Below are 25610 nucleotides of genomic sequence, written 5' to 3' on the forward strand. Positions count from 1 at the left end.
TGGATTCTAATGATTAATAATTGGTTCAAGCTTTATTTAAAGAACTTTTTAAAGAGTAAGTTCTTCTCTGTTTTAAATATTTTTGGGTTGTCTATTGGGATAACAGCCTTACTATTGGCTATGCTATATTGGAAGCATGAGAAGAGTTATGATCAGTGGAATCCATATAAAGATAGAGTATATGAGGTTTATCGAAATTTTAATGATGAACCTATGCCGTGGTTATCTGCTCCTTTTGCCAATCAGTTAGATCAGTTAAGTGATGTAATAGAGGTGTATAACTTTAGTTATAATAATTGGGGTGAATGGAGCATTGAGATTGATGGAAAGAAAGAGTATTTGTATGACGTGAAAGGAGTGCAAGCCTCGTTCTTTGAGTTTTTTCCTTATGAAGAGATTTATGGTAGTAGTGCAGATTATCAAGAACATTGGCAAGATGCTATTGCTATAGATTTAACCCAATCAGAAAGATTGTTTGGGAAGGGTGTAAACCCTATTGGGAAAAGCATTACAGTTAGTGAGGGTCTCGTGCTATCTGTTCGTTTAGTCTATAAAATACCTGGAAATTCGTCATTATCTCCTAAGGGAATTATCTCTTATGAAGCGGAAGAATGGATAGCTAATAATAGAGCAGGTAATTGGTCTGATGCTAATTACAACTTACTAATAAAACTAAAAGAAGGTGTAGTATTAGCAGATGTAAAGGATAGAATAGCAAGGGTGTTATATGATCCTCTTCTGCAAAGTGGTGCTAAATCAGAAGGAATAACGGTAGATGAACTGATTAAAAAAGAGTTTAAAGGAGAGATGTTTTATTTCTACCCACTCAAAGATGTTCATTTAAATCCTCAATCGTCTATCTTAGGAGCAGGAGCTTTAGCAGGTAAGATGCTGTATATATTAGTTGGGGCTTCTGTTTTACTAGTGTTGTTAACGATACTGAATACAGTTAATCTTTCTTTAGTATCTGGATTTAACCGTGCTAAAGAAGTTGGGATACGCAAGACATTAGGAAGTTCTAGAAGACAATTAGTCTATCAGTATGTTTTTGAGACGGCGATAACGATAGGAGTAAGTTTGTTGTTAGCAACTGCGATGGTTGAATTAGTATTGCCTTATTTTAATTTATTGATCAACAGAACAGTTGTATTTAATATTATTGAGTTTATTCCCTTGTTAATAGGAGTTTTCCTTATTCTAATTATTGTAGCAGGGGTATTGCCTGCACTGTTTATTTCTTCTTTTGAGACGCTGAAAGTGCTCAAGGGAAATTATATGAGAAGTAAGTCAGGAGTTGTTATTCGTAATACACTCTTGGTTGTACAGTTTTTTATAGCATTCTTCTTTTTGACAGTAACAATAATAGTGAATAAGCAAGTTGATTATCTGTTAAATCAAGACTTGGGCTTTAAAGGGGAGCAAGTAATTAACATAAACTATAAAGTTGACAAAGTTGATAATAAAGACACTTACTTTAAACAATTCGTCTCTGAATTTAAAAAGATTAAAGGAGTCAAGTCTGTAACAGCTCATTCCGTTAATTTTGGAGGTGTTTATTATAGTAATTCTACTAACTATATAGGTGATGTAAGTGCCCAAAGCGGTAATATAATTATAGACGAAGGTTTTAAAGAGACTTTCGGTGTCACTTTAAAAGAAGGTCGTTTTTTTGATCCTAACGTAAAGAATGATGGTGCGGCTAATATATTAGTCAACGAATCTTTTGTACGTACTTTTAATTTAGGAGACAATGTACTTGGGCGAGAAGTGAGATGGAACAATAAATTATTTACTATTATCGGCGTTGTAAATAATATGAATACACAAGGATTTTCTGCAGAGGTGGCACCTTGTACTTATTTTTTGCCGAATGCAGCAGACTGGTTTCACTTAATGTTAGGGACTATATCTGTAAAGATTGATACTGAAGATACACAAGCTACTCTAGATAGAATAGAAGAGTTTTGGAAAAAACGAGTAGATAGTACTTACCCTATAAAGTACAGTTTTGCGAATCAAGACTTTGCTAAAAGTTATGAAAGTACACTGTATCAGCGTACCCTATTTATGATTCTTACTGTTGTATCAGTGTTTATTGCTCTTTTTGGACTAATCGCTATTGTAGCATTTAGTATTCAGAATAGATTAAAAGAAATAGCTATTCGAAAGGTACTTGGTGCTGAGGTAGGCGGCTTAATTTATCAGTTGACTAAAAAGTATTTTGTCTACTGTATGTTTGGATTTATGATATCAGTATATCCTGTGGTATATATCTTAAGGATATGGTTAGAAGGTTTTGCTTATCATATAGAATTGAGTTGGGTGCCTTTTGCGGTATCATGGGGAGTATTAACCTGTTTCTCATTAGTATTAGTGATGTTTAAGGCCTGGAGGGCTACGCGTATCAATGTTTTAAAGTATATTAATTATGAGTAATAGATGGTGTTTATTGTTTGGAATTTTATTTAGCACAGTGTGTCTGTCTCAAGAAAAATGGACATTACAAGACTGTGTGAATAAAGGAAAAGAGAATAGTCTAAAGCTTATGATATCTGCTTTAGAAACTCAGGTAAGTGAGCGTCAGAAGCAGAGCGTGGGGTCTTATTACCTTCCTGATATAACCTTTAACGGTGGACAGAGTTATAATTTTGGTTCTGCCATTGACCCTAATACGAATAGCCGTGTAAGTTCAAATATACAATCTACTCGTGCTTCTTTAGATGCGGGTGTTACATTATTTGATTACAGTAATTTTATACAACATAAGAGAGATTTATTGAGCATTGATTATGCTAAGTTAAATGAAGCAGATGTGCTCTTTCAATATCAATCTACATTATTAGAATTGTTTTACGAAGCTATAGGATCACAGGCTTTTTTGGAAATTCAACAACAGCAATTAGTAAATAGTAAGGCTAATCTTGAACGTGTACAGAAAGAAGTAGAGGCAGGAGCTAAACCTAAAAGTGATTTTTATGATATAGAATATATCTACCATAGTGAAACAATTAGTATCAAGCAAACTCAGAATACACTCTATAATCAAAAACTTAGATTACTTCATTTGCTAAACTATGAGGGCATAGATGTAGAAAGTTTTAGCTTGGTACAAAAGGAGGAATCTATGGCACAATTAACAGCTTACGAGTTTAATCCTACTGTAGAAAAAGCGAAGTTACAACAACAAGTTTTAGAGCAAGAAAAGAAGCTGATCAGATCTAAAAACCTACCTCGTTTAGTAGGGAATTATCAGTATGGTTCTTTCTATTCTAAACCGTTTAATAGTGATGTAGAATTGCGTAGTAATCCGTTCTCAAAACAGATGGGTGATAACAAAAGTCAGTATGTTAGTTTTGGTTTAAGTATACCTGTTTTTCAAGGAGGGAATGTACGTCGTCAGCTTCGAGTGAAACAAGAGGAACTGCGCTTAAATACTGTGAAAATAAAGGAAAGTGAAGTTTCGCTTGCTAACCAAGTAAAGGAGTTAGATAACGAAATTATACAGCTAGAGGACATCGCTAAACAGCTGCAAAAGAGTATCGAATTATCTGAGAAATCTTTTAGTACTACTCAAGCAAAGTATGAAAATGGTCAGGTAGATATCTTCTCATTTAATGGTGCTAAAAACCAATTGTTGAATTCACAATTTGCACTCATAAAGAATGCATATAACCATTCTTTTATGGAAGATAAACGCAGACTTTATTATACGAATTCGCTATAGAATAGACTTATAACATTATTTGTATTTAGAATATATTAACATTAAGATTTCAAATATTCCCACTATATTTGCGTTAGTCAGAATTTATATTAAATTGTTGAAAACTAATCGCATATAATGAAATTAGATAGAAAAGAAATCCTTAAAGCATTAGAGACGATAACTCTAGCTGGTGAAGGGAAAAATATGGTAGAGAGTGGAGCTGTAAGTAATGTAATGACTTTCGGTGACGAAGTAGTAGTGGACTTAGTATTAAGCACTCCAGCTTTACATATCAAAAAAAGAGCAGAAGTGGACGTGATGAAAGCTATTCACGATCAAGTCTATGACAAAGCAAAAGTAAAAGTAAATATAAAAGTAGAAGCTCCTGAAAAGCCTGAAATCAAAGGTAAAGCTATCCCTGGTATTAAAAATATCGTAGCAATATCTTCAGGAAAAGGAGGAGTAGGTAAATCTACTATCACAGCCAATATAGCTGCTAGTTTAGCTAATATGGGCTTTAAAGTAGGAGTACTAGATGCTGATATCTATGGACCATCTATGCCTATTATGTTTGATGTAGAGGGATCTAAACCTATTTCTATAGAGGTTGATGGGCGTTCTAAGATGAAGCCAGTTTCTTCTTATGGAGTAGAAATTCTTTCTATTGGATTCTTCACTAAAGGAGACCAAGCTATTATCTGGAGAGGACCTATGGCTGCTAAAGCATTAAATCAGATGATCTTCGATGCAGATTGGGGAGAATTAGATTTCTTACTTTTAGACTTACCTCCTGGTACTGGTGATATTCACTTATCGATTATGCAGTCTCTACCTATTACTGGAGCTGTAGTGGTATCTACACCACAGGCAGTAGCACTTGCTGATGCTAAGAAAGGAGTATCTATGTTTATGTCAGAGAGTATTAATGTACCAGTATTAGGTATAGTTGAGAATATGGCATATTTCACACCAGAAGAATTACCAAATAATAAATACTATATCTTCGGAGAGAATGGTGCTAGAAACTTAGCAGCTGATCTTGATGTACCTTTCTTAGGAGAAGTGCCTATCGTACAGAGCATTCGTGAAGCAGGTGATTATGGTCGCCCAGCAGCTTTACAGAATGATTCTATCATCTCAAAAGTATTTGAAGATTTAAGTAGAAATGTTGTAGAACAAGTTGTATTGCGTAATGAGTCATTACCTGCTACTGAAGCTATCAAGATTACAACAATGGCAGGATGTTCTTCTGTTAAGAAAAAATAAGATAAATTATAGGAAAATATATGGCATCACAGACTATAAAACAGAATGTAGAAAAGGCGTTAGATGAGATTCGTCCATTCTTACAAGCGGACGGAGGAGATATCACTCTACTTGATATCGTTGACGATAAGCATGTGCATGTTCGCTTAGAAGGCGCTTGTACAGCTTGTAGTGTTAATCAAATGACGCTAAGTGCTGGAGTAGAAACTACTATTAAAAAGTATGCTCCACAGATCGAATCTGTAGTTAATGTGGGATAAAAATAACATTGTCAGTTATGTGTAATTAAGGACTTATATGGTACTTATTGTGCATAACTGACTTTTATCATTTTTAATAAATATCGCAAAGAGGAACTTTGCACAAAGAACTACATCATGATTGAGACCGATATAATAATTATTGGAGCGGGCCCTACTGGCCTGTTCGCTGTATTCGAAGCAGGATTATTAAAACTGAAATGCCATCTTATAGACGGACTTCCACAACCAGGAGGACAACTTACAGAGTTGTATCCTAAGAAACCTATTTTTGATATACCTGGTTATCCAAGTGTTGGGGCATCGGAGTTAATCGATAATTTAATGGAACAAATAAAGCAGTTTCAACCTGGCTTTACATTAAATGAAGTAGCGGAGACTGTAGAGAAGTTAGAAGATGGTACTTTTATAGTTACAACTAATAAGGGGACGAAACATCATGGTAGCGCAGTTGCTATAGCAGGAGGATTAGGTTCTTTTGAACCACGTAAACCAGAGCTAGAGAACCTTGCATATTATGAGGATAAAGGGGTAGAGTATTTTGTTAAAAAACCGGAAATGTTTGCTGGTAAGAAGATTGTTATCGCTGGTGGTGGTGACTCAGCTCTAGATTGGAGTATTTTCTTAGCGGATATTGCAGAAGAAGTTTACTTAGTACATAGACGTAATGAATTCCGTGGAGCTTTAGATTCTGTAGAGAAAGTACAGGTATTAAAAGATCAAGGAAAAATCACTATGATCACTCCTGGGGAAGTTGTTGAACTTAAAGGAGCAGATAAATTAGAAGCTGTAGTCGTGGATATCGATGGAGAGAAACGCGAAATAGCTTGTGATAATTTCATTCCTTTATTTGGATTAACTCCTAAGCTTGGACCTATTGCAGACTGGGGATTAGAGATAGAGAAGAATGCTATTAAAGTAAATAATGCACTTGACTATCAAACGAACATACCTGGTATTTATGCTATTGGTGATGTTAACATCTACCCAGGTAAATTAAAATTAATCTTATGTGGATTCCACGAGGCTACTTTAATGTGCCAAAGTGTATACAATATGATGAATCCAGGTAAGAAGTTTGTATTAAAATATACTACTGTTTCTGGTATCAATGGTTTTGATGGTACACGTAAGGAAGCTGAAAAGGCAGTAGTTAAATCAATTGACTAATATGGCTGAAGATATTAAAATAACCATTATTGATCGCGAAGGACAAACTCATGTAATAGACGCTCCTACTGATATGGGAATGAATATGATGGAAGTTGTTCGCGCTTATGAATTAGTAGAGGAAGGAACTTTTGGAATATGTGGAGGGATGTTAATGTGTGCTTCTTGCCAATGCTATATGATAAATGGAGACGAAGTAGAACTACCTGAGATGGGTGATGAAGAGGACTCTCTGTTAGCTTCAGATGCTCGTAATGTTAAACCTACTAGTAGACTTAGCTGCCAGATACCTGCAGATGAGAAAGTAGAGGGATTAGTATTCGAAATCGCTCCGATTGGATAAGGTGTTAGATTAATAATCATTATAATAAAGAAGGCTTGTATCTCTTGATACAGGCCTTTTTTTTGTGTATGTGCTAGGTACAAGTGGGATATACTTTAGTAAAGCGAATAAAAGAGATCTAAGGAAGTCTTGATATTGGTTTCGAAATGTTATCTTTTATTGCAGCCACTTCAATACTTCTTCAACATTACCACCACATTGTTCTACTATAAATCCTTTTTACTGAAGAATTCTTGACTCACTCTTGACCCACTCTTGACTCAAATAAATTGTCTAGCTTACAACTTTTAACGTTGATCTAGTTTTTCTCTTTAGATTAACTAGATTTTTTGCTTAGTCTCCAACTGTTGAATATACCCCATTATTACTAGTAAATGGACTATATACAAACAAAAAAGGATTGTCTTATAAGACAATCCTTTTTTGTTTATATGAGATAATGCTTAGACTAAGCCTCGTCTATATTTTCAGTTTCTTGTTTCCCTCCTTTACTTTTGATAAGTTTCATTACGATAGGAAGAGTAGTGACTAAAACTAAGAATAGAATGATATATTCAATATAGTGTTTTAGATCAATGCCATAATCGCTTAATAACCAAACTTGTAGGTAGTGTCCAGCGAAGATTAACGTAGTCGCCCATAAGAATGAACTAATAACGTTGTACAACATGAATTTCTTTAAATCCATATGTACAATTCCTGCTATAATAGGAGCGAATGTTCTAACTACAGGTAAGAAACGTGCGAAGATAATCGCTCTACCTCCATGTCTTTCGAAGAATACTTTTGATTCATAAAGATATTTCTTTTTGTATATGAAGTTGTCTTTAACATTGTAGAGGTAGTTTCCACTTTTCCTACCAAACCAATATCCAAAACTATTTCCTAGAATACCTGCTAATGCTACTAGTGTAGATAATAAAGCTACGTTAGCGAAGTCACTCTCTATAGGGAATACTTCTGCCATTAATGCTGTACTATAAATACCAGATAAGAAAAGTAAACTATCTCCTGGTAAGAAGAAACCTGCGAATAATCCTGTTTCTGCAAATACAATAAATAAAACTACATATATACCTATTGAGTGTCCTGCTATCTGTAAGTTTATATAGAATTCAGGGTTTATAAGCTGTGAGATTGTGAATTCGTCCATTGTGTTTTATATTCTGTAACCTAACTTAATAGGTTATTTTGTTCATGTTTTGTTTCAAATTTATCAATTGCAGCTGTTGATAATGCATTACCTAATACGTTAGTCATACTTCTTCCCATATCACAGAAGTGATCGATAGGTAAAATAAAAGCAATCCCCTCAGGTGGAATATTAAACATTGCACATGTGGCAACGATAACGATAAGTGATGCACGTGGAACACCTGCTACTCCTTTACTTGTAACCATTAATACTAATAACATTAATACTTGGTCTGCCAGACTCATGTGTACATCGTATATCTGTGCAATGAAAATAGAAGCAAATGTTAAGTACATCATACTTCCATCTAAATTAAATGAGTATCCCAAAGGTAAGGTAAATGAAACGATTTTTGGAGAACAACCGTAAGCTTTTAACTGCTCTACTAATTTAGGGAATACTGCCTCACTACTCGTAGTAGAGAAGGCGATTAATAGAGGTTCTTTAATAGCTTTTAATAATCTCCATACATCTTTACCAATGATTAAGTACCCTACTAAAATTAGTACAGCCCATAATATTACTAATCCTGAAGCAAACGCTACAAGGTATTTACCATAGGTTAAGAAGATAGATAGTCCATAAAGAGCAACGGCACTAGCAATAGCTCCTAATACTCCTAAAGGAGCAGTCCACATGATGTAAGTCACCATCTTAAGTACTACTTCTGCTACTTTATCAAATAACTTGATTACTGATTTTCCTTTTTTTCCTAATGTAGATAAGGCAATTCCAAAGAACACAGAGAATACCACAATCTGAAGAATCTCATTGTGTGCAAAGGCTTCGAATATACTCTTAGGGATTAAATGCTCAACAAATGACTGCAAGCTTAAAACATCTTTTTTAGTAAGCAGATCATCTGCTCCTGATACATTACTTAAATCAAAATTAGCTCCTACACCTGGTTTGAACCAATTAACTAATACTAATCCGATAGTTAATGATACTAAAGATGCAGTGATAAACCATCCCATTGCTTTAGCTCCTACACGGCCTACCATGCTCATATCTCCCATCTTAGCGATACCTACTACCAATGTACAGAATACTAAAGGAGCGATAATCATCTGTACTAAACGGATAAAGATAGTACCTAAAAGTTTAATGTTTTCAGCAAATGCAGGTATGTATTCTGGGAAAGCATAGTGATAAATACTTCCAAGAACTACACCTAGCAAAAGAGCGACAATGATAGCTATGAATAGTTTGTTGTTTTTCATAAAGAATAAATTTGAGCGTGAAAATACCTATTTTTTTTCCAATATCAGAGTTATTAAAGAAAAAATAACGCTCTTGCGTTTCCTTAGTACGAATTATGGACTTATTGGACGTTTTTTTAATGTTTTATTGATAATAATATGAGTTAATGTAGAATAGCTTCATTTTATATTAATATTTAATTTAGAATACTGCCTCATATACTGTTCTTTGTATAAGAAAACGGCGTCTTAATGATAGAATTACTTATCTTTCGCTCCAAATCAAATGAAAAGCCTATTTTTACGCTTTTATAAAACCCTAACAATGAAAAAAATATTCTTATTTGCTTTAAGCTTAGCGAGTTTATCTGCTTTTTCTCAAGAAGTGATGACTAAAGAGCTTCTTTGGAAATTAGGTAGAGTAAGTCCGATAGGAGTTACTAAAGATGGTAAAAACCTAATCTTTAAAGTAAGTCACGCTAATATGGCAGAAGATAAGTTTGATTCTAAAACTTATCAAATCCCTGTTACTGGTGGTTCTCCAGTTGAAATTACTGAATACAAACATTTACTAAGTGATAAGAATATCTCTCCTGACGGAAAGTTAATCTTATCTGATGAAGCAGTAAAGATTAATAAAGTATTAGGTAAAGATCTTTATCCTACTATGGAAAAATCGAATACTTATGTATTTGATGGTTTAGATTATAGACATTGGGATACTTGGAATGATGGTTCTCATAACCACGTGTTCTATGCAAATAAAGATAACAAAGAGTCTAAAGTAGATATTATGGCTAATGAGCCATATGATGCACCTCAAAAACCATTCGGAGGAGACGAAGACTATACTTGGACTCCTGATGGAACAGGTATTATCTATGTGTCTAAAAAGAAATTTGGAACAGAGTACGCTACTAGTACAAATACAGATTTATATTTATACGACTTAGCAACTAAGAAAACTTCTAACTTAACAGAAGCAAATAAAGGGTATGATACACACCCTACTTATTCTCCAGAAGGACACCTTACTTGGTTACAAATGAAACGCGACGGATTCGAAGCGGATAAGAATGATATCATTGTACGTTATAACGGAATTGATATGAACCTTACTGGTGGATGGGATGGTACTGTAGACAGCTATAAATGGAGTAAAGATGGTAAGAAAATATACTTTATCGCTGCTGTAAAAGGTACTGTACAGTTATTCGAAGTAAACTTCCCTGGTAGAACACGTATTGCTATTAACGTTAGACAAATTACTAATGGTGATTTTGACGTGAATGGTATTGTTGATGTGACTGGTGATACAGCTATCGTTACACGTACTGACTTTAACCATGCTTCTGAAGTTTATGCTTATAATATGGCTAAAAACACTTGGAACCAAATCACGAAAGTAAATAATGAGGCTTATTCTAAAATTGCATTAAGCAAAAGCGAGAAGAGAATCGTTAAGACTGTTGATGGAAAAGATATGGTTACTTGGGTAGTATATCCTCCTAATTTTGATCCTAATAAAAAGTATCCTACTTTATTATATGCTCAAGGTGGACCACAGTCTGCATTATCTCAATTCTATTCTTTCCGTTGGAACTTCCAGTTAATGGCTGCAGAAGGATATATCGTGGTAGCTCCTAACCGTAGAGGTATGCCTGGACATGGAGTAGAGTGGAATGAAGCTATCTCTAAAGATTGGGGTGGTAAACCAATGCAAGATTACTTAGCTGCTATCGATGATGTAGCAAAAGAAAAATATGTTGATAAAGCGAGATTAGGTGCTGTAGGTGCTAGCTACGGTGGGTACTCAGTATTCTACTTAGCAGGTATCCACGAGAACCGCTTCAAATCGTTTATTTCACACTGTGGAGTATTTGATTTAGTAAGTATGTATGGAACTACAGAGGAGGTATTCTTCCCTAACTTCGATACAGGTGGAGCATATTGGGAAAAAGACAATAAAGATGCACAAAATGCTATCAAAAACTTTAATCCTATCAACAACGTTGACAAATGGAATACGCCTATCTTAGTTATCCAAGGTGGTAAAGATTACCGTGTGCCTATCGGACAAGGACAAGAAGCTTTTCAAGCAGCACAACTTAGAGGAATCAAAAGTAGATTCTTATATTTACCAGAAGAGAACCATTGGGTAGTGAAACCACAGAACGCACAAGTATGGCAAGGTGAATTTTTCCGTTGGTTGAAAGAAACACTTTAGTTAATACTTAAACTAATATAATGAGCAGTGTATCCTAATTATGGGGTACACTGCTTTTTTTTGACAATATTATTCTGATTGTAAAAGGGTTAGAATGTTTGATTTTTTATATTAATGGCGTCTTGATAATGTGATTTGTGTAGATAAGTAATTGTAGAGGTTGTCTTTATGTAATAATGTATTTAGAATTATTAGGTATGCTATTTATGTTAATTTTGTCAAAAAATAAATTACTATGAAAAAGATTATTTACAGTGCTTTAGTTGCACTTGCATTTGTTGGGGTATCATGTAGTTCAGATGATAATAGTTCTAATGGAGGAGAGAATGGAGGAGTTACTCCACCTAATAAAAAGATATTAGTTATCGATAAGATTAATATTAATTCTACCGATAATTATGACGGTAAGCCTGATTATCAAACTTCTATATTTCTTTTTAAATATGAGAATAAGAAGTTAATCACTATGGAGAGTGAAGAAAATGACTTGTTTTATAAGTTTTCTTATGATGACAAGGGAATTGTAAAAGATATTGAGTCAACTGAAATAGAAGATACATACGAAGGAGAAAAGAAAGTAACTAAAAAACATATTGTTTCTGATTTTCTTGGTGTAACTCCTTTTAATCTTGGAAAAATAGGTAAAGTTAATCAAATGGATAAAGGTAATGCCGTTGACATGACTTTCTATTCTTACGATGAAACAGATAAAGTTATTGGAGAATATAAAAGCACAATGAGGTATGATACACAACCTTTTGCAGCTTTCCATACTTTAAATACTACTGGAGCTGTTGATTTAAGTAAAAAGACTCAAGTAGATTTTGGAGTGAATGCAGGTGCTTTTAATGGAGTTGATTATTTAAATAAATTGTTACCTGTAAATAATCCAACTTACTTAAAGCATGCCTTAGTGGGTAGTGAAGAGTATGTAGAGACTACTATAGCATATAAATACGATAAGGATAATTATCCGACTTCATTTGAATACACTATAATTGATCATGTATATGAAGATGATTGGAATCCGATAACTCATAAAGTTGAGTATAAGTGGGTTTCATATACAATAAAAGGTAACGCTACTATCACATATAAAGAGTTAAAATAACATTCAAGATATGTTTTTTGTAAAGGCTATTTCCCGTTTGGGAGGTAGCCTTTTTTCATTGTTATAAAGAGATTGACTTTTAGGATAGTCAAGCTAAAAGAGAGCTGTTGATTATGTGTTTTTTACCGTTCTTTTTAGGGGTGGTCGGCATGTGGTCGGCTGTTGATAGGCATGTGATGGGCTGAAAAGTACCAAAAACAAGCCTATCACCTGCCTATCACCTTCCTAGCATATAGTTATCAATAGTATGTTAATAGGTCAAAGAGGAAGTATAATTATTTAGCAAAAATTAGGTGTGAGATGTATAGATCAAGTAGGTGAGCTAGTAATAGGACTGTGTATATCTTGGTTAATACACAATAAATATGGTTGATTAAACTAGTGAAACAGAATAAAATAGTATTTAAAGTGTTGTTTTTATGCCAATTCTTATCCCTTTTTTTATCTTTACGATTCTAACAAACCTAACAATATGTATAAAAATCAATTTAAAGCATGGGTTTTAGCCCTAATGCTATCAGCTGGATATTCTGCAACTTCTTTTGCTCAAGATAATCTAGTTAATTCACTTAAATTAAATGCTAGTGCTAAGAGTAAAGAACTATATAAGTTCACAGATGTAATTAATATAGAGAATACTTCTATTAAAAATCAAGGTTCATCGGGAACTTGTTGGTCATATTCTGCTAATTCATTTATAGAATCAGAGATGATGCGTATGGGGAAACGCCCTGTTGAGATTTCTCAGATTTACTCTGCGCGTAATGCTTATGTAGAAAAAGGGAAAATGTATGTCAAAATGCATGGTGCTGTCACTTTAGGTGATGGTGGAGCATTTCACGATGTAATGAATATGTATAAAAAATATGGTGCTGTACCTCAGTCTGTCTATTCTGGATTAAACTATGGTACTGCAGCTAATAAGTTCGCTGAGATGGCAGCTGTCCAAGAGGGTATACTTAAAGCTGTTGTCTCTAATCCTAATAAAAAGCTTACGCCTAACTGGGAAAAAGCATATACTGCTGCGATAGATGCTTATCTAGGAGAAGTGCCTAAAGAGTTCACTTGGGAAGGAAAGACATATACTCCTGAGACTTTTGCTAAAGAGGTAGTAGGGATTAATGCTAATGATTATGTAGAGATTGGTTCTGATATGAACTATCCATTATATGAGAAGTTTATCTTATTAGTACCTGATAACTGGGGGTTTGATCAAGTGTATAATGTTCAGATCAACGAGTTAACTGATATTATTGATCACGCTGTTAAGAAAGGATTCACTGTAGCATGGGCTGGTGATGTTAGTGAGAAATACTTTAGCTGGAAAAATGGAGTAGCATTCGTACCTGAGAAAGAATGGGATGATATGACTACTGCGGAGAAAGACGATATGTTTAATGGGCCTAAGCCTGAGCGTAAAGTTACTGCAGAGATGCGTCAAGAGGCTTTTGATAATTATACGACTACAGATGACCACGGTATGCACATTGTAGGGATTTCTAAAGATCAAAAAGGTCGTGAGTATTACATCATCAAAAACTCTTGGGGAACTACGAATGATTATAAAGGGTATATGTATATGAGTAAAGAGTTTGTGAAATATAAAACTACTGATATCATGATACACAAGGATGGTATTCCTAAAGACATTGCTAAGAAACTAAGTTTGTAAAAAGAAAATAAATTAAAAAAGCGCTATGGAAAAATTTGCTGTTGGATTAGATGTGATGATTACAAATACGATGGGAGCCTTACCCCAGATAGGGGTAGGTGTACTGATATTAGTAATCGGAGGTTTTATTATAAAATCATTTTTAAGAGGACTACGTAATCGTTTTGAGAAGAAGAATATGGAGAAGTCTCTTAGAGGATTCTTACTAAGTATTATTCAGGCTTCATTATATGTGTTGTTGTTATTAACGGCAGCCTCTACTATGGGTATTCAGACTACTTCATTTTTGACGATATTTGCTTCTGCTGGTTTAGCGATTGGTTTAGCACTTCAGGGGAGTTTGTCTAACTTCGCAGGTGGGGTATTGATCTTGTTGTTTAAGCCATTTAAAGTAGGAGAGTATATCTCTAACCCTGCTGGTACAGAAGGTACAGTAGATAAGATTGATTTGTTATATACAACATTGACAGGGCCTACAGGACTGAAAATATATAGTCCTAATGGACCATTAGCAAACTCTGTGATTACTAATTATTCAGATATTGCCTCTCGTCGTTATGATTTCGTTGTCGGAATTTCTTATGATGCGAACATTAAGGTGGCACAAACAGTGATCTTAGAAGCGTTGGCTAAAGATGATAGAGTAAAACAAGATCCTCTTCCTTTAGTTTATGTCAATAGTCTAGCGGATAGTTCGGTTAACTTAAATGTCCGTGTATGGATGGAAAGAGCGAACTATTGGGATACAGTATTTGCTATTCAACAATTAGTAAAGAATGCACTAGATACTGCTAATATTGAGATTCCATTTCCTCAGCGTGATGTACACATAATAGATGATAAACATATTAGAGATTAATAAGTTAAGAGACTCCTTTCAATTTGAAAGGAGTTTTTTTTGCTATAATTTGTAGCGTATTTTTTTATACGACTGCTATTTATTGGGCTATATTTGAGTAAAATAAAAAAGATGGAAGCAAATCATATTTACGTTTACTTATTTGATGGATATTCAGACTGGGAGATTGGATACCTGATGCCAGAATTGAGACAAGATAATAGATATACTGTGCTAACTGTATCTGATACAGGGGCAGATGTAGTGTCTATGGGAGGAATGAAAGTAAGTGTTGATGCTAGTTTAGCTGATATAAACCTGATGAATATGAAGCTATTGATTCTAGTAGGAGGGCAGATGTGGGAAGAGAATAAGAAAGATCTTATGGATTTAGACAGTGTGATCTATAACATTTATCAGCGTAAGTTGCCTATTGCTGCTATCTGTGGAGCGACATTGTATTTAGCACATAAAGGAATGCTAGATCAGGTACAGCATACTAGTAATGCGTTGTTTTACATGCAGGGACTAGTGCCTTCTTATCAAGGGGAAGGTAATTATGTAAATGAACTTTCAGTGAAAGGGGATAATATAATTACAGCTACAGGTATAGCACCTCTTGAGTTTACAAAAGAAATTATGAAGGAGCTTGACTTTAATGAAGAATATATAAATAGATGGTATCAATTATTTAAATATGGAATTTTCCCTTCTGCTTAATACTAATTACCATAATAATGCGTTTGTAAATAGACCATGTTAGGAATGTCTGCATAAGACATTGGTTATAGTTAGTTAGGGAGTAGTTATTTAGTAGTAACTACTGTATTTGAATTCAAGTAAAATTGTTTTGAAAAAGAAAGAGGCTGTTGATATAGCCTCTTTTCGCATTTAATAGGGAGTGGAGTACTACAGATTGTCAGTTATATTTTTGAATATAAGGGTAGACTACTCTCTTATTGGGATAATTTTAGTTTTGTAGTTATAAAAAAAAGAGAATACCTTTTATAAGGTACCCTCTTGATTTATATGAAATAGTAGAAATCTTTATTCTACTACATAGTCTTTATATTCTTCTGCTATCCTATCGAATAGTGCTAATAACTCTATCGGATCATCAGTGGTTACTAATTGTAAACGATGTGGTTTAAAACCGCGGATTCCCTTAAAGTAATTTGTATAGTGTCGTCTCATCTCTACGATACCTAATCGCTCACCTTTCCATTCCATAGACCAAATCAAGTGATTTTTAGCTGCATCTAGCCTATCCTTTATAGTAGGTGGAGGTAATATCTCTCCAGTATTAAAGAAGTGCTTAATCTCGTTAAAAATCCATGGATATCCGATAGCGGCACGTCCGATCATCATTCCGTCTAACCCGAATGTCTCTTTATATTCTAGAGCTTTCTGAGGGTTATCTATATCTCCGTTACCGAAGATAGGGATGTGTATACGTGGGTTGTTTTTGATACGTTCGATATGTGTCCAATCTGAGTGACCTTTATACATCTGTGCTCTAGTACGTGCGTGTACTGTCAGTGCTTGTACTCCTACATCTTGTAAGCGCTCTGCTACTTCGTCAATATTGATAGATTCATCATCCCAACCAAGACGTGTCTTCACAGTAACCGGTAAGTGTGTGCTGGTAACTACTGCTTTAGTTAAGCGAATCATTAGATCAATGTCTTTAAGCACTCCCGCACCTGCTCCTTTAGAAACTACTTTCTTAACAGGACATCCAAAGTTAATATCAACTAAATCTGGCTGTACAGTTTCTACAATTCTTGCAGACTGTGCCATAGCCTCCTCATCACCTCCGAATATCTGAATACCTACTGGGCGTTCATAGTCGAATATGTCTAGTTTCATCTTACTTTTCATCGCATCTCTAATCAGTCCCTCAGAAGAGATAAATTCAGAATACATCAGGTCAGCACCATGTGCTTTACACAAACGGCGAAACGGTGGATCACTTACATCCTCCATAGGAGCTAAAAGTAATGGATGATCAGGAAGTTCTATATTGCCTATTTTAATCATATTCGTTCTAGAAATTTGATGCAAAAGTACGATTTTTTTGGCTTTTTGTTTTTTAGTTTAGTTAATGTTGTCTTTAATTCAAATAAGAGGAGACTCTCTAGGATATACACAGTCAGTTATTTTGTATCTTTAACCTTTATTATACATCCACCACTATGAGATTAGCGACGTTTGATTTTACTCCTTTTGAGATTAAATTCTCTTTTCATCGTTTAGTAGAAGCGATGCATATCTTTATAAATGACCCAAAGAAGAACGATATCAAAAAGACGTACTTTAAAGATTTGCTAGAACGTGTGAGTGAGGTGCCATGCCTGTTAGAGCCCATTATAGATGCTAAGATACTCGATGATAACCGCGTTCTGATTAATGAACTTTTAGAGATCTTGTTTCCTATCGCATTAACAGATAATGAGATCAAAGCTGTAGGGATGCCTTTTCAGAATTTGATGTTTAATCATAGTAGAAGGTTTAGAAAGATAATTGAAGAGAGCGGAGGGAATTATAATATAGAGATTCGTGATTTTAGCCAGCATCAGTATTATATCGCGAGTTGCTGTATTATTATGAATCATTATTTTAAGGCTAATTTTGATTTGACTAGGCCATTGTTTATTGATTTACCTGATGCTAAGGAGATTATTCATCACTATAGAGTATTATATAATGCAGACTTTGTAGAAGTTATTCCTAAGGAGAATGCAGTAATGCTGACCAAAGAGGATATTGAATTACTTGAAGATAACTTCGATGATTTAGCCTTGTGGAAAGAGAAGTTTCCTCAACATAGTTGGCAGTTAAATGGTTTTGGTATTATTAATCTTGTAGATGTTACTATAGAGAATGCAATGTCCTTGCTTAAGGAGAATTTCCTGAAGTCAGAGTTACAGAGTGTCTGTATTGGTAATATTATGGAGCCTTTGTTTAGCTCTATTTTTAGAGTTCCTAACTTGAGAATAGGATTTACTCCTCTAATCGCAGATGTCTTAATACAAAAGGAAACTAATGAGATAATGGCGATGTCTAGTTTCTTATTGAATGAAGAGAGATCGTCTATTATTCTATCAAAGAAAGCACAAGAGGCAGTAGTTAATCAGAAGGGATATTACAGTATTTCGGATATTGACGTAGCTTTAGAAGATGAAGATGAGAGAGAGATGTGTCTACACTTAAAGGCTAATGACATCAAGAGTTGTTTATTTAGTCCTGTCGTAATTTCTAGTGGAATCGAAGGAGTTTTTGAGATTGTCTCTAGTGAGGCTAGAGTATTGAATAGTGTGAATGCTCAGAAGTTAAATGGAATTATGCCTATTATTTCTGAGACATTTGAGCGAGTGAAAGCAGATATGCAAAACCACATCGAGGCAATTATACAAAGAGAGTTTACTACAATACATCCTAGTGTATATTGGAAGTTTTTAGAAGAAGCGAGACGTAATTATATAGATAGTGTGGTCGATAAGGATGTATATCTAAATCCGATATCGTTTAAGAATGTTTATCCTCTTTATGGCGAGATTGATATCAAAGGATCTGGAGCATTGCGTAATGAGGCAATCTTTAATGATCTTAAGGAACAATTAGTAAAACTAATAGCAATTTTTGACAATTGTTCTTTACAAGAGAATGCCTTAATATTAGAACGTCATATTCTTAAGTTACAGGCTTATCTTCGTCAGCTAGAAAATAACTTAGTATCTGGATTAGAACAGCGTATACAGACTTATATCACTAAAGAAGTGCATCCTTATTTGACAAAGGAAGAACATCTATTTTGTAAGCAAAAGTTAGAAGATTATTTTATGTTTATAGATATGCAGTTAGGTATATATTATAGATATAGAAAAGTTTATGATACACAAGTAGCAAAGATGAATAAGTCTTTCTCTGATTTGTTAGACTTCCGTCAGGAGGCCGTACAAAAAGTGTTTCCTCATTATTATGAACGATTTAAGACAGATGGTGTTGAGCATAATTTATATATCGGAAGTTCTATCAGTCCTAATAAATCATTTGATTTTACATATCTACATAATTTGAGATTGTGGCAATTGCAGGTGATGAGTGAGCAAATGTGTGTACATTACCGCAATAATATACAGGATGCTTTAGAGATGGATGTGACTGTATTAATCTTTGTCTATGATTCTTCTTTAGGAATTCAGTTTAGACTAGATGAAAAGCGCTTCGATATAGATGGTTCTTATAATACTCGTTATGAGATAATCAAAAAGAGATTAGATAAAGCCTGTGTTAAGGGATCAACTGAGCGCATTGTACAACCTCGTAAAATAACAATAGCATTTGCGTCTAATTATCATTTAGAAGAATATTTAAGCTATATAGAGTTTGGGCAAAAGATTGGATTGTTAGATAATAATCTTGAGCAATTCTTAATCGAAGATATGCAGAGTGTATCTGGTCTAATAGGAATACGCATAGGAGTGAACTTAGATTATAATATAGAAGATCTTGATTATAATACACTAATGCATAGATTTCTTAGAAGCCAATATTCTTAAAAGCTATTAATTTATATATTATAGAAATAGGCATTCAATGAGAGTTGAATGCCTATTATTATTTTATCGATCTAAAGATTAACATAAGTTATTGCGTAATGCTTTTAAAAACCAATACCTCTAAATGCTAAGGTAAAAGCTACTACAGATAATAGAATACCTATAGTGAAAACGGCATAAGTGATACGAAGAAATTTATACTTCTTATTAAGTACAATACCTAAGCTATATAAATCTTTAATTAAAGCATGATGTAGATATTGTTTGTCTTTCATAATCTCACTTAAAGATTCTTCATATTCTTCAAAAGGCATCTGATGAAAGGTGCCAAAGAATAATAAGTTGACCTCTTTATTCTGTACTTGTTCTTTGGTGAATTTACCAGATGTTAATTTGGGACGTGTAGATTGTATTGCAAAGATAATAGTAGCCACACTAAATATTAGCAATATAAAGGTAGGCATAATCAAGTGTGCATTACTCGGACTATCTAGTTTAGGGATAAGCGTAGATAAACATATTGAGATAATGATGGCATTAACAGATAGTAGTATGTTGGCTTTTCTATCTGCTATAGCACTAAGAGAAGTATGGTTTCTCAGTGTAGTTCTAAATAATGTGTCTATTGTTCTATTAGAATCTATCTTTTCTTTCTTCTTTTTATTTTCTTTTACTTTATCTATTTTGGCTAATACTTCTAATAAATTCTTTTGTTTAGTCGGTTGCCAATTTTGTTGTGTATATGAAGTATAGTAGCGATGTCTATATAACATCACATCTCTATTTTGTTCTAACCATTCTAGTTGCGTAAATGTCTTATCGCATAACTGTTCGATCTCTTTCTTTAGGAGATTACTTGTTTCTACATAATTATCATCAGAGAAATGGGCAAAGTCAGCATCTTTAAGAATACACTCTAAGTCATTCTCAGGGACATAATCTAGTTTAGTAGCGAGAATAAGAGACATAACAATTAGGACATCATCATGTGGAATGCCATTGTCTAACAGATAGGTCTGTGCAATCTGTGCTCCTCGCTCTTCATGACCCTCCCAAGAATTGATATATCCTACATCGTGAAACCAAGCAGCATAACGAAGAAGGTCTGCTTCGTGGTCAGTAACGGTTATATGTGTTAAAATTTCCTCTAAACCATTTACTACACGTAGAGTATGGTTAAAGTTGTGGTACGTATATTGATGTGATAGTGTATCTTTGTGTATCTGAAAGATATGTTCTTCAATCTTTTGTAGAATAGTCATGTTCATAACATTTATACCCCTAAAAATATGAAATTATTTTCTCACAGACCGTTAAAACAAACTAAAATACCTGTATTGCTATCAATTAGTGTTGTAGGAGTACTGTTTTCGTGTGCTTCCTTAGATCCACAGCATAAGTCTACGAAAGGAGACAGTAGTGTATTGTCACAGGGAGATCAGGGTCAAGTAGCTCATACATACTATTTAATAGGAAATACAAGTCAAGCTAATAGTAAAGAGGAAACAGCACATTTTAAGGCATTTAAAAATGTTATAAGTGAGCAAAGTACTAAGGGATCAACATTAGTGTTTCTTGGTGATAATACAAAAAAAGGATTGCCTAAGGATACCTCTAGTAAAAGAGAGAAAGAACAGAAAGCTCTAACACAACAGACAGATTTAATCAAAGATAACAAAGGGAATACAGTGTTTATCAAAGGTGAGTCAGATTGGGGTAGAGGATATGAGGGGGTGAAGAATTTAGGACAATATCTTGTAGAAACGACAGGAGATAAAAGAGTAATGCTTCCGCGTAAGGTGTGTGGTTTAGAGAGATTAAAAGTTAACGATGAAACAGTTTTACTAGTCATCGATAGTCAATGGTATCTAGAGAATTGGGATGAGCATGCTAATATTAATGAAGACTGTGATATCAAGACTAGAGAAGATTTCTTCGAAGAGGTTAGGGGGGAGATTAATAAGAACCAAAATAAAGTGGTTTTATTAGCAATGCATCACCCTGTGTATAGCAATGGTAATCACGGTGGAAAGTTTTCTACGAAGGATCACTTATTCCCTTTAGGTAATAATGTGCCATTACCTGTGATCGGTAGTATTTATAATTATACTCGTGCAATGTCTGGGTTTAATAATCAAGACTTGCAAAGCAAGAAATACAATGAACTAAATAAGCGTATTCGCACGACAGCTCAGATGTATAATAATGTGATTATCGTCTCAGCACATGAGCATAATATGCAATATATAGAACGAGATGGTGTGAAGCAAGTGGTGAGTGGTGCGATGAGTAATCTATCACCTGCACGTGCTATAGAGAAAGGTGACTTCTCAGCTGGAGTATATGGATATACGAAGGTAGAGGTAATGAAAGATAGAAGTGCTAAACTAGCATTTTATGGATATAAAGAAGGGAAATATGAGGAGCTTTATAATCAAGAGATATTAGAAGCTTTTGGAGATAGTTATAGCTCTCTAACGGCAAATGATGAAGTTAGTAAAGAAGATATCAAAGCTAGTGTATATCCTACAGAATGGACAGAAAAGACAGGATGGTATAAATTTTTATGGGGGCAACATTATAGAGATGTATATGGTACACCCATTACTGCTTCGGTAGCTGACTTGACCACATTAAAAGGAGGTCTTACGCCTACTATATCAGGAGGAGGTAATCAATCTATGTCATTGAGATTAGTAGATAAAGAAGGGAAAGAATATGTGATGCGTGGAGTGAGAAAGAGTGTGTCTAGATTTGTGCAGACAGCAGTCTTTAAAGATCAATATGTGATGAATTCTTTTGAGAATACTTGGGCAGAACGCTTTATCTACGACTTCTATACTACATCGCATCCTTATACGCCGTTTATCTTAGATGGGTTAGCGGATAAGATAGGGATGTATCATACTAATCCAGAACTATACTATGTGCCTAAACAAACTACATTAGGTCGTTTTAATGATAAGTATGGTGATGAATTATATATGATAGAAGAGAGACCATCATCAGGATATGAGGATGAGGCTAGTTTCGGAAATACTAAAGCGATAGTTAGTACAACTGATGTTATCGCAAAACTGCGTAAGGATGAGAAGTATACTGTAGATCAACAAGCATATATGCGTGCTCGTATCTTCGATATGTTGATAGGGGACTGGGATAGACACGGAGATCAGTGGAGATGGTCAGAATTTACAGAAGGAGATAAGATCGTATATAGACCTGTACCTCGAGATAGAGATCAAGCATTCGCTAAGATAGATGGAGCGTTATTATCACTGATAAAGAAGCTTCCTCCACTTAGACATATGCAGAATTATACAGAGGACTTTGCTAATCCGCGTTGGATAAATAAAACCGCATTTCCATTAGATCAATATTTATTAAAAGGGACTTCTGAAGAAGATTGGTTAACAGAGACTAGAGATATAGTTAGTAAACTAGATGACGTGGCTTTAGATGATGCATTTAATAGATTGCCAAAAGAAGTGCAGACAAAAGAAGTTGAAGACATCAAAAGAATCTTTAAAGCAAGAAGAGGTAAGATAGAGCAATTCATACCAAAGTATTATAAACAATTACGTGAGTATGTAATCTTGTCTGGGACTGATAAGAAAGACTTATTTAATATCGAAAGATTAGTAGGTGGTGATGTATTGTTAAAACAATATCGCGTTAAGAAAGATGGTGAAGCACTTGTGTTTGAAAAGACGTATAAGGCTGGTGAGACAAAAGAGATTTGGGTCTATGGGCTGAATGATGAGGATACTTTTAAAGTGACAGGGGATGAGAAAGCTAAAATAAAAGTGAGATTAATAGGAGGTAAGAACCAAGATTCATTCTTGGTTGATAATTCTTCTAAGGTTGTCGTTTATGATTATGCAGATAAGAAAAATGAAGTAGTTTCAGCAAGTACTAAAACGAAAACTATCTTATCAAATAAGTATGACCTTAATAACTTTAACTATGAGAATGTTCCACTGAATATTAATATGTTATTGCCTAACATTGGTTATAATCCTGAAGATGGAGTGAAGTTGGGAGTTTTATATAGTTCTAAACGATCTACATTTGTTCAAGATCCTTATACAGCTAAGCACGTTATTAAAGGTTTTTATTCATTTAATACAAAAGGATTTGAAGGGGAGTATAAAGGTTTTTTTCCTAACGCTACAGATAACTGGATGTTTACTATCGCTGGTAGAGCGACTAGTCCTAACTTCGCTGTGAATTATTATGGCTTAGGTAATGAAACATACTATTTTGACGAAGAAAAAGGAGATGATTATAAACGTGTGAGAGTAGAGAGTTATTCAATAACTCCTGGATATAGATATGAAGGAAAGCAAGGCGGTAGCTTTGAGGCCAACGTAGAATATAATGCTTTAAAAGTACAGGATAAGAGCGGTCGTTTTATCACTGATAATCCTGATGAGGTGAATGCTAAGGTATTCGACTTCCAACATTATGGAGGATTAAAGTTAGAGTATAATTATGAGCAATATAATTATCCTGCTAATCCAACTGTAGGTTTTGGATTTAATTCGAAATTAGGATGGAAGATGAACCTGAAAGAAACAGAGCAGAACTTCCCTTATTTAGATGTGAAAGCGAACTTTATACATAACATAGATAGAGCAGAGCGATTAGTATTCGCTACTAACTTTACATATCAAACTAGATTCAATAATAACTATGATTTCTACCATGCAGCTGTGATAGGTGGTAATGCTAATCTACGAGGGTTTAGACCAGAGCGTTTTACAGGTAAGAGTTCTTTTGTACAAACAACAGACTTGAGATATAATGCAGGTCAGTTTACAGCAGGTTTTATCCCAATGAGCTATGGTTTCTATGGAGGGTTTGACTACGGTAGAGTATGGCAACCAGGAGAGGTGTCTAATAAATGGCACAACTCTTATGGAGCAGGTCTATGGGTAAGTGCGATAGAACAAGCAACACTGCACTGCTCGTATTTTAGCAGTGCAGATGGAGGTCGCTTTGTGTTTGGATTAGGGTTTGGGTTTTAATGTACTCAAATCCACTTTATATATTTTACCACCAGTATTATCTTTCACTTCGTCTGCTAGATAGACAGTGTTGTTATCACCGAAAGTAACAGATTCTTTCTGTGAGATATGGTGTAGCTTATGCTCTGTTATTTTACCATCCATGATAGCATTCGGGTTGAATCCTTCTATGATCCACAGTTTAGAGTGAGACAATAAGACGAATGTCTTCTCATCAGGACTCATCGCAGCTCCTGTGATAGCACAGTGTTTATATACGTTACATCCATTAAAGGTTTGTACGTGTTCAGCTTTGTGATGTCCTGCTATGTTCGGTACTTTATACACTAGAGATGTTCCATCAAAGCCCTTGCTTCTGTTCTTAGTGAAGATATAGAAGTTATTATTGTATAAGATGAATGCTTCAGCATCATATAATAACTCTGTTTCTTTAGGAGGAAATGCCTTTTGTTCTGGATATTCAAAAGTGATTATATCTGCGACATTAGCTTTGTCTTTTTGTAAGTCATCTTTGTTGATCTTAAGGATGCGCAAGTCTTTACGTGTATTCTTATTGTTACCAAAGTCACCGATATAGAGATTTCCTTCTTTATCAGCAGTAAGTTCTTCCCAATCTATATTCTTTTGATCTTTTATCTTTAGAGTGTGTGCTATCTTACCGTCAGATTTGATTTGGTATAGTTCACTTTTGTTGCCACTATCTTGTAATGCCCAAAAAGAGCTAGAGGCATTGTCATAGTATAATCCAGAAACTTCCTTAAGGTTATTAGGCAGTATAATGTGGTCTTTGGTAATATCACTTTTTTGTCCACAACTAGCTAATGTAGTTAGAGCGACTATTGATATTGTTAGTAACGATTTCATAATGTATTTTTTTAAAATATAAAGTTACTAAATGTGGATATAAAAAACATACAATAAGCTCTGAATTGTTAGCAATAGGATATGATAAGTTTCTTTCTTTATGAAAGGGGCATTCTAATGCTCAAAAAAATCAGTAAAAATTGAAACTTTAAAGTATATTTGCA

Annotated in this window: 18 protein-coding genes; 13 read left to right on the plus strand and 5 right to left on the minus strand. The window is 34.4% G+C overall.

The window, feature by feature from the left end; all coding sequences use genetic code 11:
• Positions 1–9 precede the first annotated feature (9 nt).
• From CF599_RS01960 to CF599_RS01985, 6 genes are all read left to right on the plus strand, one after another.
• Positions 10–2436, plus strand: coding sequence for an ABC transporter permease (locus CF599_RS01960; protein ID WP_121964359.1), 2427 nt, complete (start codon positions 10–12; stop codon positions 2434–2436).
• Positions 2429–3724, plus strand: a complete 1296-nt coding sequence (locus CF599_RS01965; protein ID WP_121964360.1) for a TolC family protein — start codon at positions 2429–2431, stop codon at positions 3722–3724. The genes CF599_RS01960 and CF599_RS01965 overlap by 8 nt, the downstream gene beginning before the upstream one ends.
• A gap of 117 nt (positions 3725–3841) precedes the next feature.
• A complete protein-coding gene (locus tag CF599_RS01970; RefSeq protein WP_121964361.1) occupies positions 3842–4972 on the plus strand; it encodes an Mrp/NBP35 family ATP-binding protein in 1131 nt (376 codons plus the stop codon).
• Between the two features lie 20 nt (positions 4973–4992).
• Positions 4993–5232, plus strand: a complete 240-nt coding sequence (locus CF599_RS01975) for a NifU family protein (protein WP_121964362.1) — start codon at positions 4993–4995, stop codon at positions 5230–5232.
• 117 nt (positions 5233–5349) lie between these two features.
• Positions 5350–6402, plus strand: a complete 1053-nt coding sequence (locus tag CF599_RS01980; protein ID WP_121964363.1) for an NAD(P)/FAD-dependent oxidoreductase — start codon at positions 5350–5352, stop codon at positions 6400–6402.
• A gap of 1 nt (position 6403) precedes the next feature.
• On the plus strand, positions 6404–6745 hold the full coding sequence (locus CF599_RS01985; protein ID WP_121964364.1) for a 2Fe-2S iron-sulfur cluster-binding protein: 342 nt from the start codon (positions 6404–6406) through the stop codon (positions 6743–6745).
• Between the two features lie 448 nt (positions 6746–7193).
• Here the strand turns inward: CF599_RS01985 and CF599_RS01990 are convergent, their stop codons facing one another.
• Together CF599_RS01990 and CF599_RS01995 are read right to left on the minus strand one after the other, a co-directional pair.
• The gene (locus CF599_RS01990) at positions 7194–7898 is read right to left on the minus strand and encodes a DedA family protein (RefSeq protein ID WP_121964365.1); all 705 of its coding nucleotides are present in this window, start codon (positions 7896–7898) and stop codon (positions 7194–7196) included.
• A 20-nt stretch (positions 7899–7918) separates the two neighbouring features.
• The gene (locus CF599_RS01995) at positions 7919–9163 is read right to left on the minus strand and encodes a dicarboxylate/amino acid:cation symporter (RefSeq protein WP_121964366.1); all 1245 of its coding nucleotides are present in this window, start codon (positions 9161–9163) and stop codon (positions 7919–7921) included.
• Positions 9164–9467: 304 nt separating this feature from the next.
• Here CF599_RS01995 and CF599_RS02000 point away from each other — a divergent pair, with 304 nt between their 5' ends.
• The 5 genes from CF599_RS02000 to CF599_RS02020 all read left to right on the plus strand — a co-directional run bounded on the left by CF599_RS02000 (position 9468) and on the right by CF599_RS02020 (position 15710).
• A complete protein-coding gene (locus CF599_RS02000; protein ID WP_121964367.1) occupies positions 9468–11369 on the plus strand; it encodes a S9 family peptidase in 1902 nt (633 codons plus the stop codon).
• A gap of 235 nt (positions 11370–11604) precedes the next feature.
• Positions 11605–12480 carry a hypothetical protein gene (locus tag CF599_RS02005; protein ID WP_121964368.1) on the plus strand — a complete coding sequence of 292 codons (876 nt, stop codon included), beginning with the start codon at positions 11605–11607 and terminating at the stop codon, positions 12478–12480.
• Between the two features lie 472 nt (positions 12481–12952).
• Positions 12953–14152: an aminopeptidase C gene (locus tag CF599_RS02010; RefSeq protein WP_121964369.1), complete on the plus strand. Its 1200-nt coding sequence runs from the start codon at positions 12953–12955 to the stop codon at positions 14150–14152.
• A gap of 25 nt (positions 14153–14177) precedes the next feature.
• Positions 14178–15011 (plus strand): mechanosensitive ion channel family protein, encoded by an 834-nt coding sequence (locus tag CF599_RS02015; RefSeq protein ID WP_121964370.1) that lies wholly within the window; start codon positions 14178–14180, stop codon positions 15009–15011.
• 111 nt (positions 15012–15122) lie between these two features.
• On the plus strand, positions 15123–15710 hold the full coding sequence (locus CF599_RS02020) for a type 1 glutamine amidotransferase family protein (RefSeq protein WP_121964371.1): 588 nt from the start codon (positions 15123–15125) through the stop codon (positions 15708–15710).
• A 327-nt stretch (positions 15711–16037) separates the two neighbouring features.
• Here the strand turns inward: CF599_RS02020 and dusB are convergent, their stop codons facing one another.
• Positions 16038–17030: a tRNA dihydrouridine synthase DusB gene (gene dusB / locus CF599_RS02025; protein WP_121964372.1), complete on the minus strand. Its 993-nt coding sequence runs from the start codon at positions 17028–17030 to the stop codon at positions 16038–16040.
• 155 nt (positions 17031–17185) lie between these two features.
• On the opposite strand from dusB, the gene CF599_RS02030 reads away from it, so the two are divergent.
• Positions 17186–19552, plus strand: coding sequence for a hypothetical protein (locus tag CF599_RS02030; RefSeq protein WP_121964373.1), 2367 nt, complete (start codon positions 17186–17188; stop codon positions 19550–19552).
• A gap of 104 nt (positions 19553–19656) precedes the next feature.
• Here CF599_RS02030 and CF599_RS02035 read toward each other — a convergent pair whose 3' ends face one another.
• On the minus strand, positions 19657–20814 hold the full coding sequence (locus CF599_RS02035) for a Pycsar system effector family protein (RefSeq protein ID WP_121964374.1): 1158 nt from the start codon (positions 20812–20814) through the stop codon (positions 19657–19659).
• A gap of 27 nt (positions 20815–20841) precedes the next feature.
• Here CF599_RS02035 and CF599_RS02040 point away from each other — a divergent pair, with 27 nt between their 5' ends.
• On the plus strand, positions 20842–24582 hold the full coding sequence (locus CF599_RS02040; protein ID WP_121964375.1) for a BamA/TamA family outer membrane protein: 3741 nt from the start codon (positions 20842–20844) through the stop codon (positions 24580–24582).
• On the opposite strand, the gene CF599_RS02045 is transcribed toward CF599_RS02040, so the two are convergent.
• Positions 24565–25446 (minus strand): hypothetical protein, encoded by an 882-nt coding sequence (locus CF599_RS02045; protein WP_121964376.1) that lies wholly within the window; start codon positions 25444–25446, stop codon positions 24565–24567. The two genes, CF599_RS02040 and CF599_RS02045, sit on opposite strands and share 18 nt — an antisense overlap.
• Between the last annotated feature and the right edge of the window lie 164 nt (positions 25447–25610).

Source organism: Myroides sp. N17-2 (assembly GCF_002286775.1).
Classification (GTDB): domain Bacteria; phylum Bacteroidota; class Bacteroidia; order Flavobacteriales; family Flavobacteriaceae; genus Flavobacterium.

Excerpts from the sequence above, each read along its gene's own strand:
- CF599_RS01960 (WP_121964359.1), top strand. The coding sequence starts at position 10 with ATGATTAATAATTGGTTCAAGCTTTATTTAAAGAACTTTTTAAAGAGT.
- CF599_RS01965 (WP_121964360.1), top strand. The coding sequence starts at position 2,429 with ATGAGTAATAGATGGTGTTTATTGTTTGGAATTTTATTTAGCACAGTG.
- CF599_RS01970 (WP_121964361.1), top strand. The coding sequence starts at position 3,842 with ATGAAATTAGATAGAAAAGAAATCCTTAAAGCATTAGAGACGATAACT.
- CF599_RS01975 (WP_121964362.1), top strand. The coding sequence starts at position 4,993 with ATGGCATCACAGACTATAAAACAGAATGTAGAAAAGGCGTTAGATGAG.
- CF599_RS01980 (WP_121964363.1), top strand. The coding sequence starts at position 5,350 with ATGATTGAGACCGATATAATAATTATTGGAGCGGGCCCTACTGGCCTG.
- CF599_RS01985 (WP_121964364.1), top strand. The coding sequence starts at position 6,404 with ATGGCTGAAGATATTAAAATAACCATTATTGATCGCGAAGGACAAACT.
- CF599_RS01990 (WP_121964365.1), bottom strand. The coding sequence starts at position 7,898 with ATGGACGAATTCACAATCTCACAGCTTATAAACCCTGAATTCTATATA.
- CF599_RS01995 (WP_121964366.1), bottom strand. The coding sequence starts at position 9,163 with ATGAAAAACAACAAACTATTCATAGCTATCATTGTCGCTCTTTTGCTA.
- CF599_RS02000 (WP_121964367.1), top strand. The coding sequence starts at position 9,468 with ATGAAAAAAATATTCTTATTTGCTTTAAGCTTAGCGAGTTTATCTGCT.
- CF599_RS02005 (WP_121964368.1), top strand. The coding sequence starts at position 11,605 with ATGAAAAAGATTATTTACAGTGCTTTAGTTGCACTTGCATTTGTTGGG.
- CF599_RS02010 (WP_121964369.1), top strand. The coding sequence starts at position 12,953 with ATGTATAAAAATCAATTTAAAGCATGGGTTTTAGCCCTAATGCTATCA.
- CF599_RS02015 (WP_121964370.1), top strand. The coding sequence starts at position 14,178 with ATGGAAAAATTTGCTGTTGGATTAGATGTGATGATTACAAATACGATG.
- CF599_RS02020 (WP_121964371.1), top strand. The coding sequence starts at position 15,123 with ATGGAAGCAAATCATATTTACGTTTACTTATTTGATGGATATTCAGAC.
- dusB (WP_121964372.1), bottom strand. The coding sequence starts at position 17,030 with ATGATTAAAATAGGCAATATAGAACTTCCTGATCATCCATTACTTTTA.
- CF599_RS02030 (WP_121964373.1), top strand. The coding sequence starts at position 17,186 with ATGAGATTAGCGACGTTTGATTTTACTCCTTTTGAGATTAAATTCTCT.
- CF599_RS02035 (WP_121964374.1), bottom strand. The coding sequence starts at position 20,814 with ATGACTATTCTACAAAAGATTGAAGAACATATCTTTCAGATACACAAA.
- CF599_RS02040 (WP_121964375.1), top strand. The coding sequence starts at position 20,842 with ATGAAATTATTTTCTCACAGACCGTTAAAACAAACTAAAATACCTGTA.
- CF599_RS02045 (WP_121964376.1), bottom strand. The coding sequence starts at position 25,446 with ATGAAATCGTTACTAACAATATCAATAGTCGCTCTAACTACATTAGCT.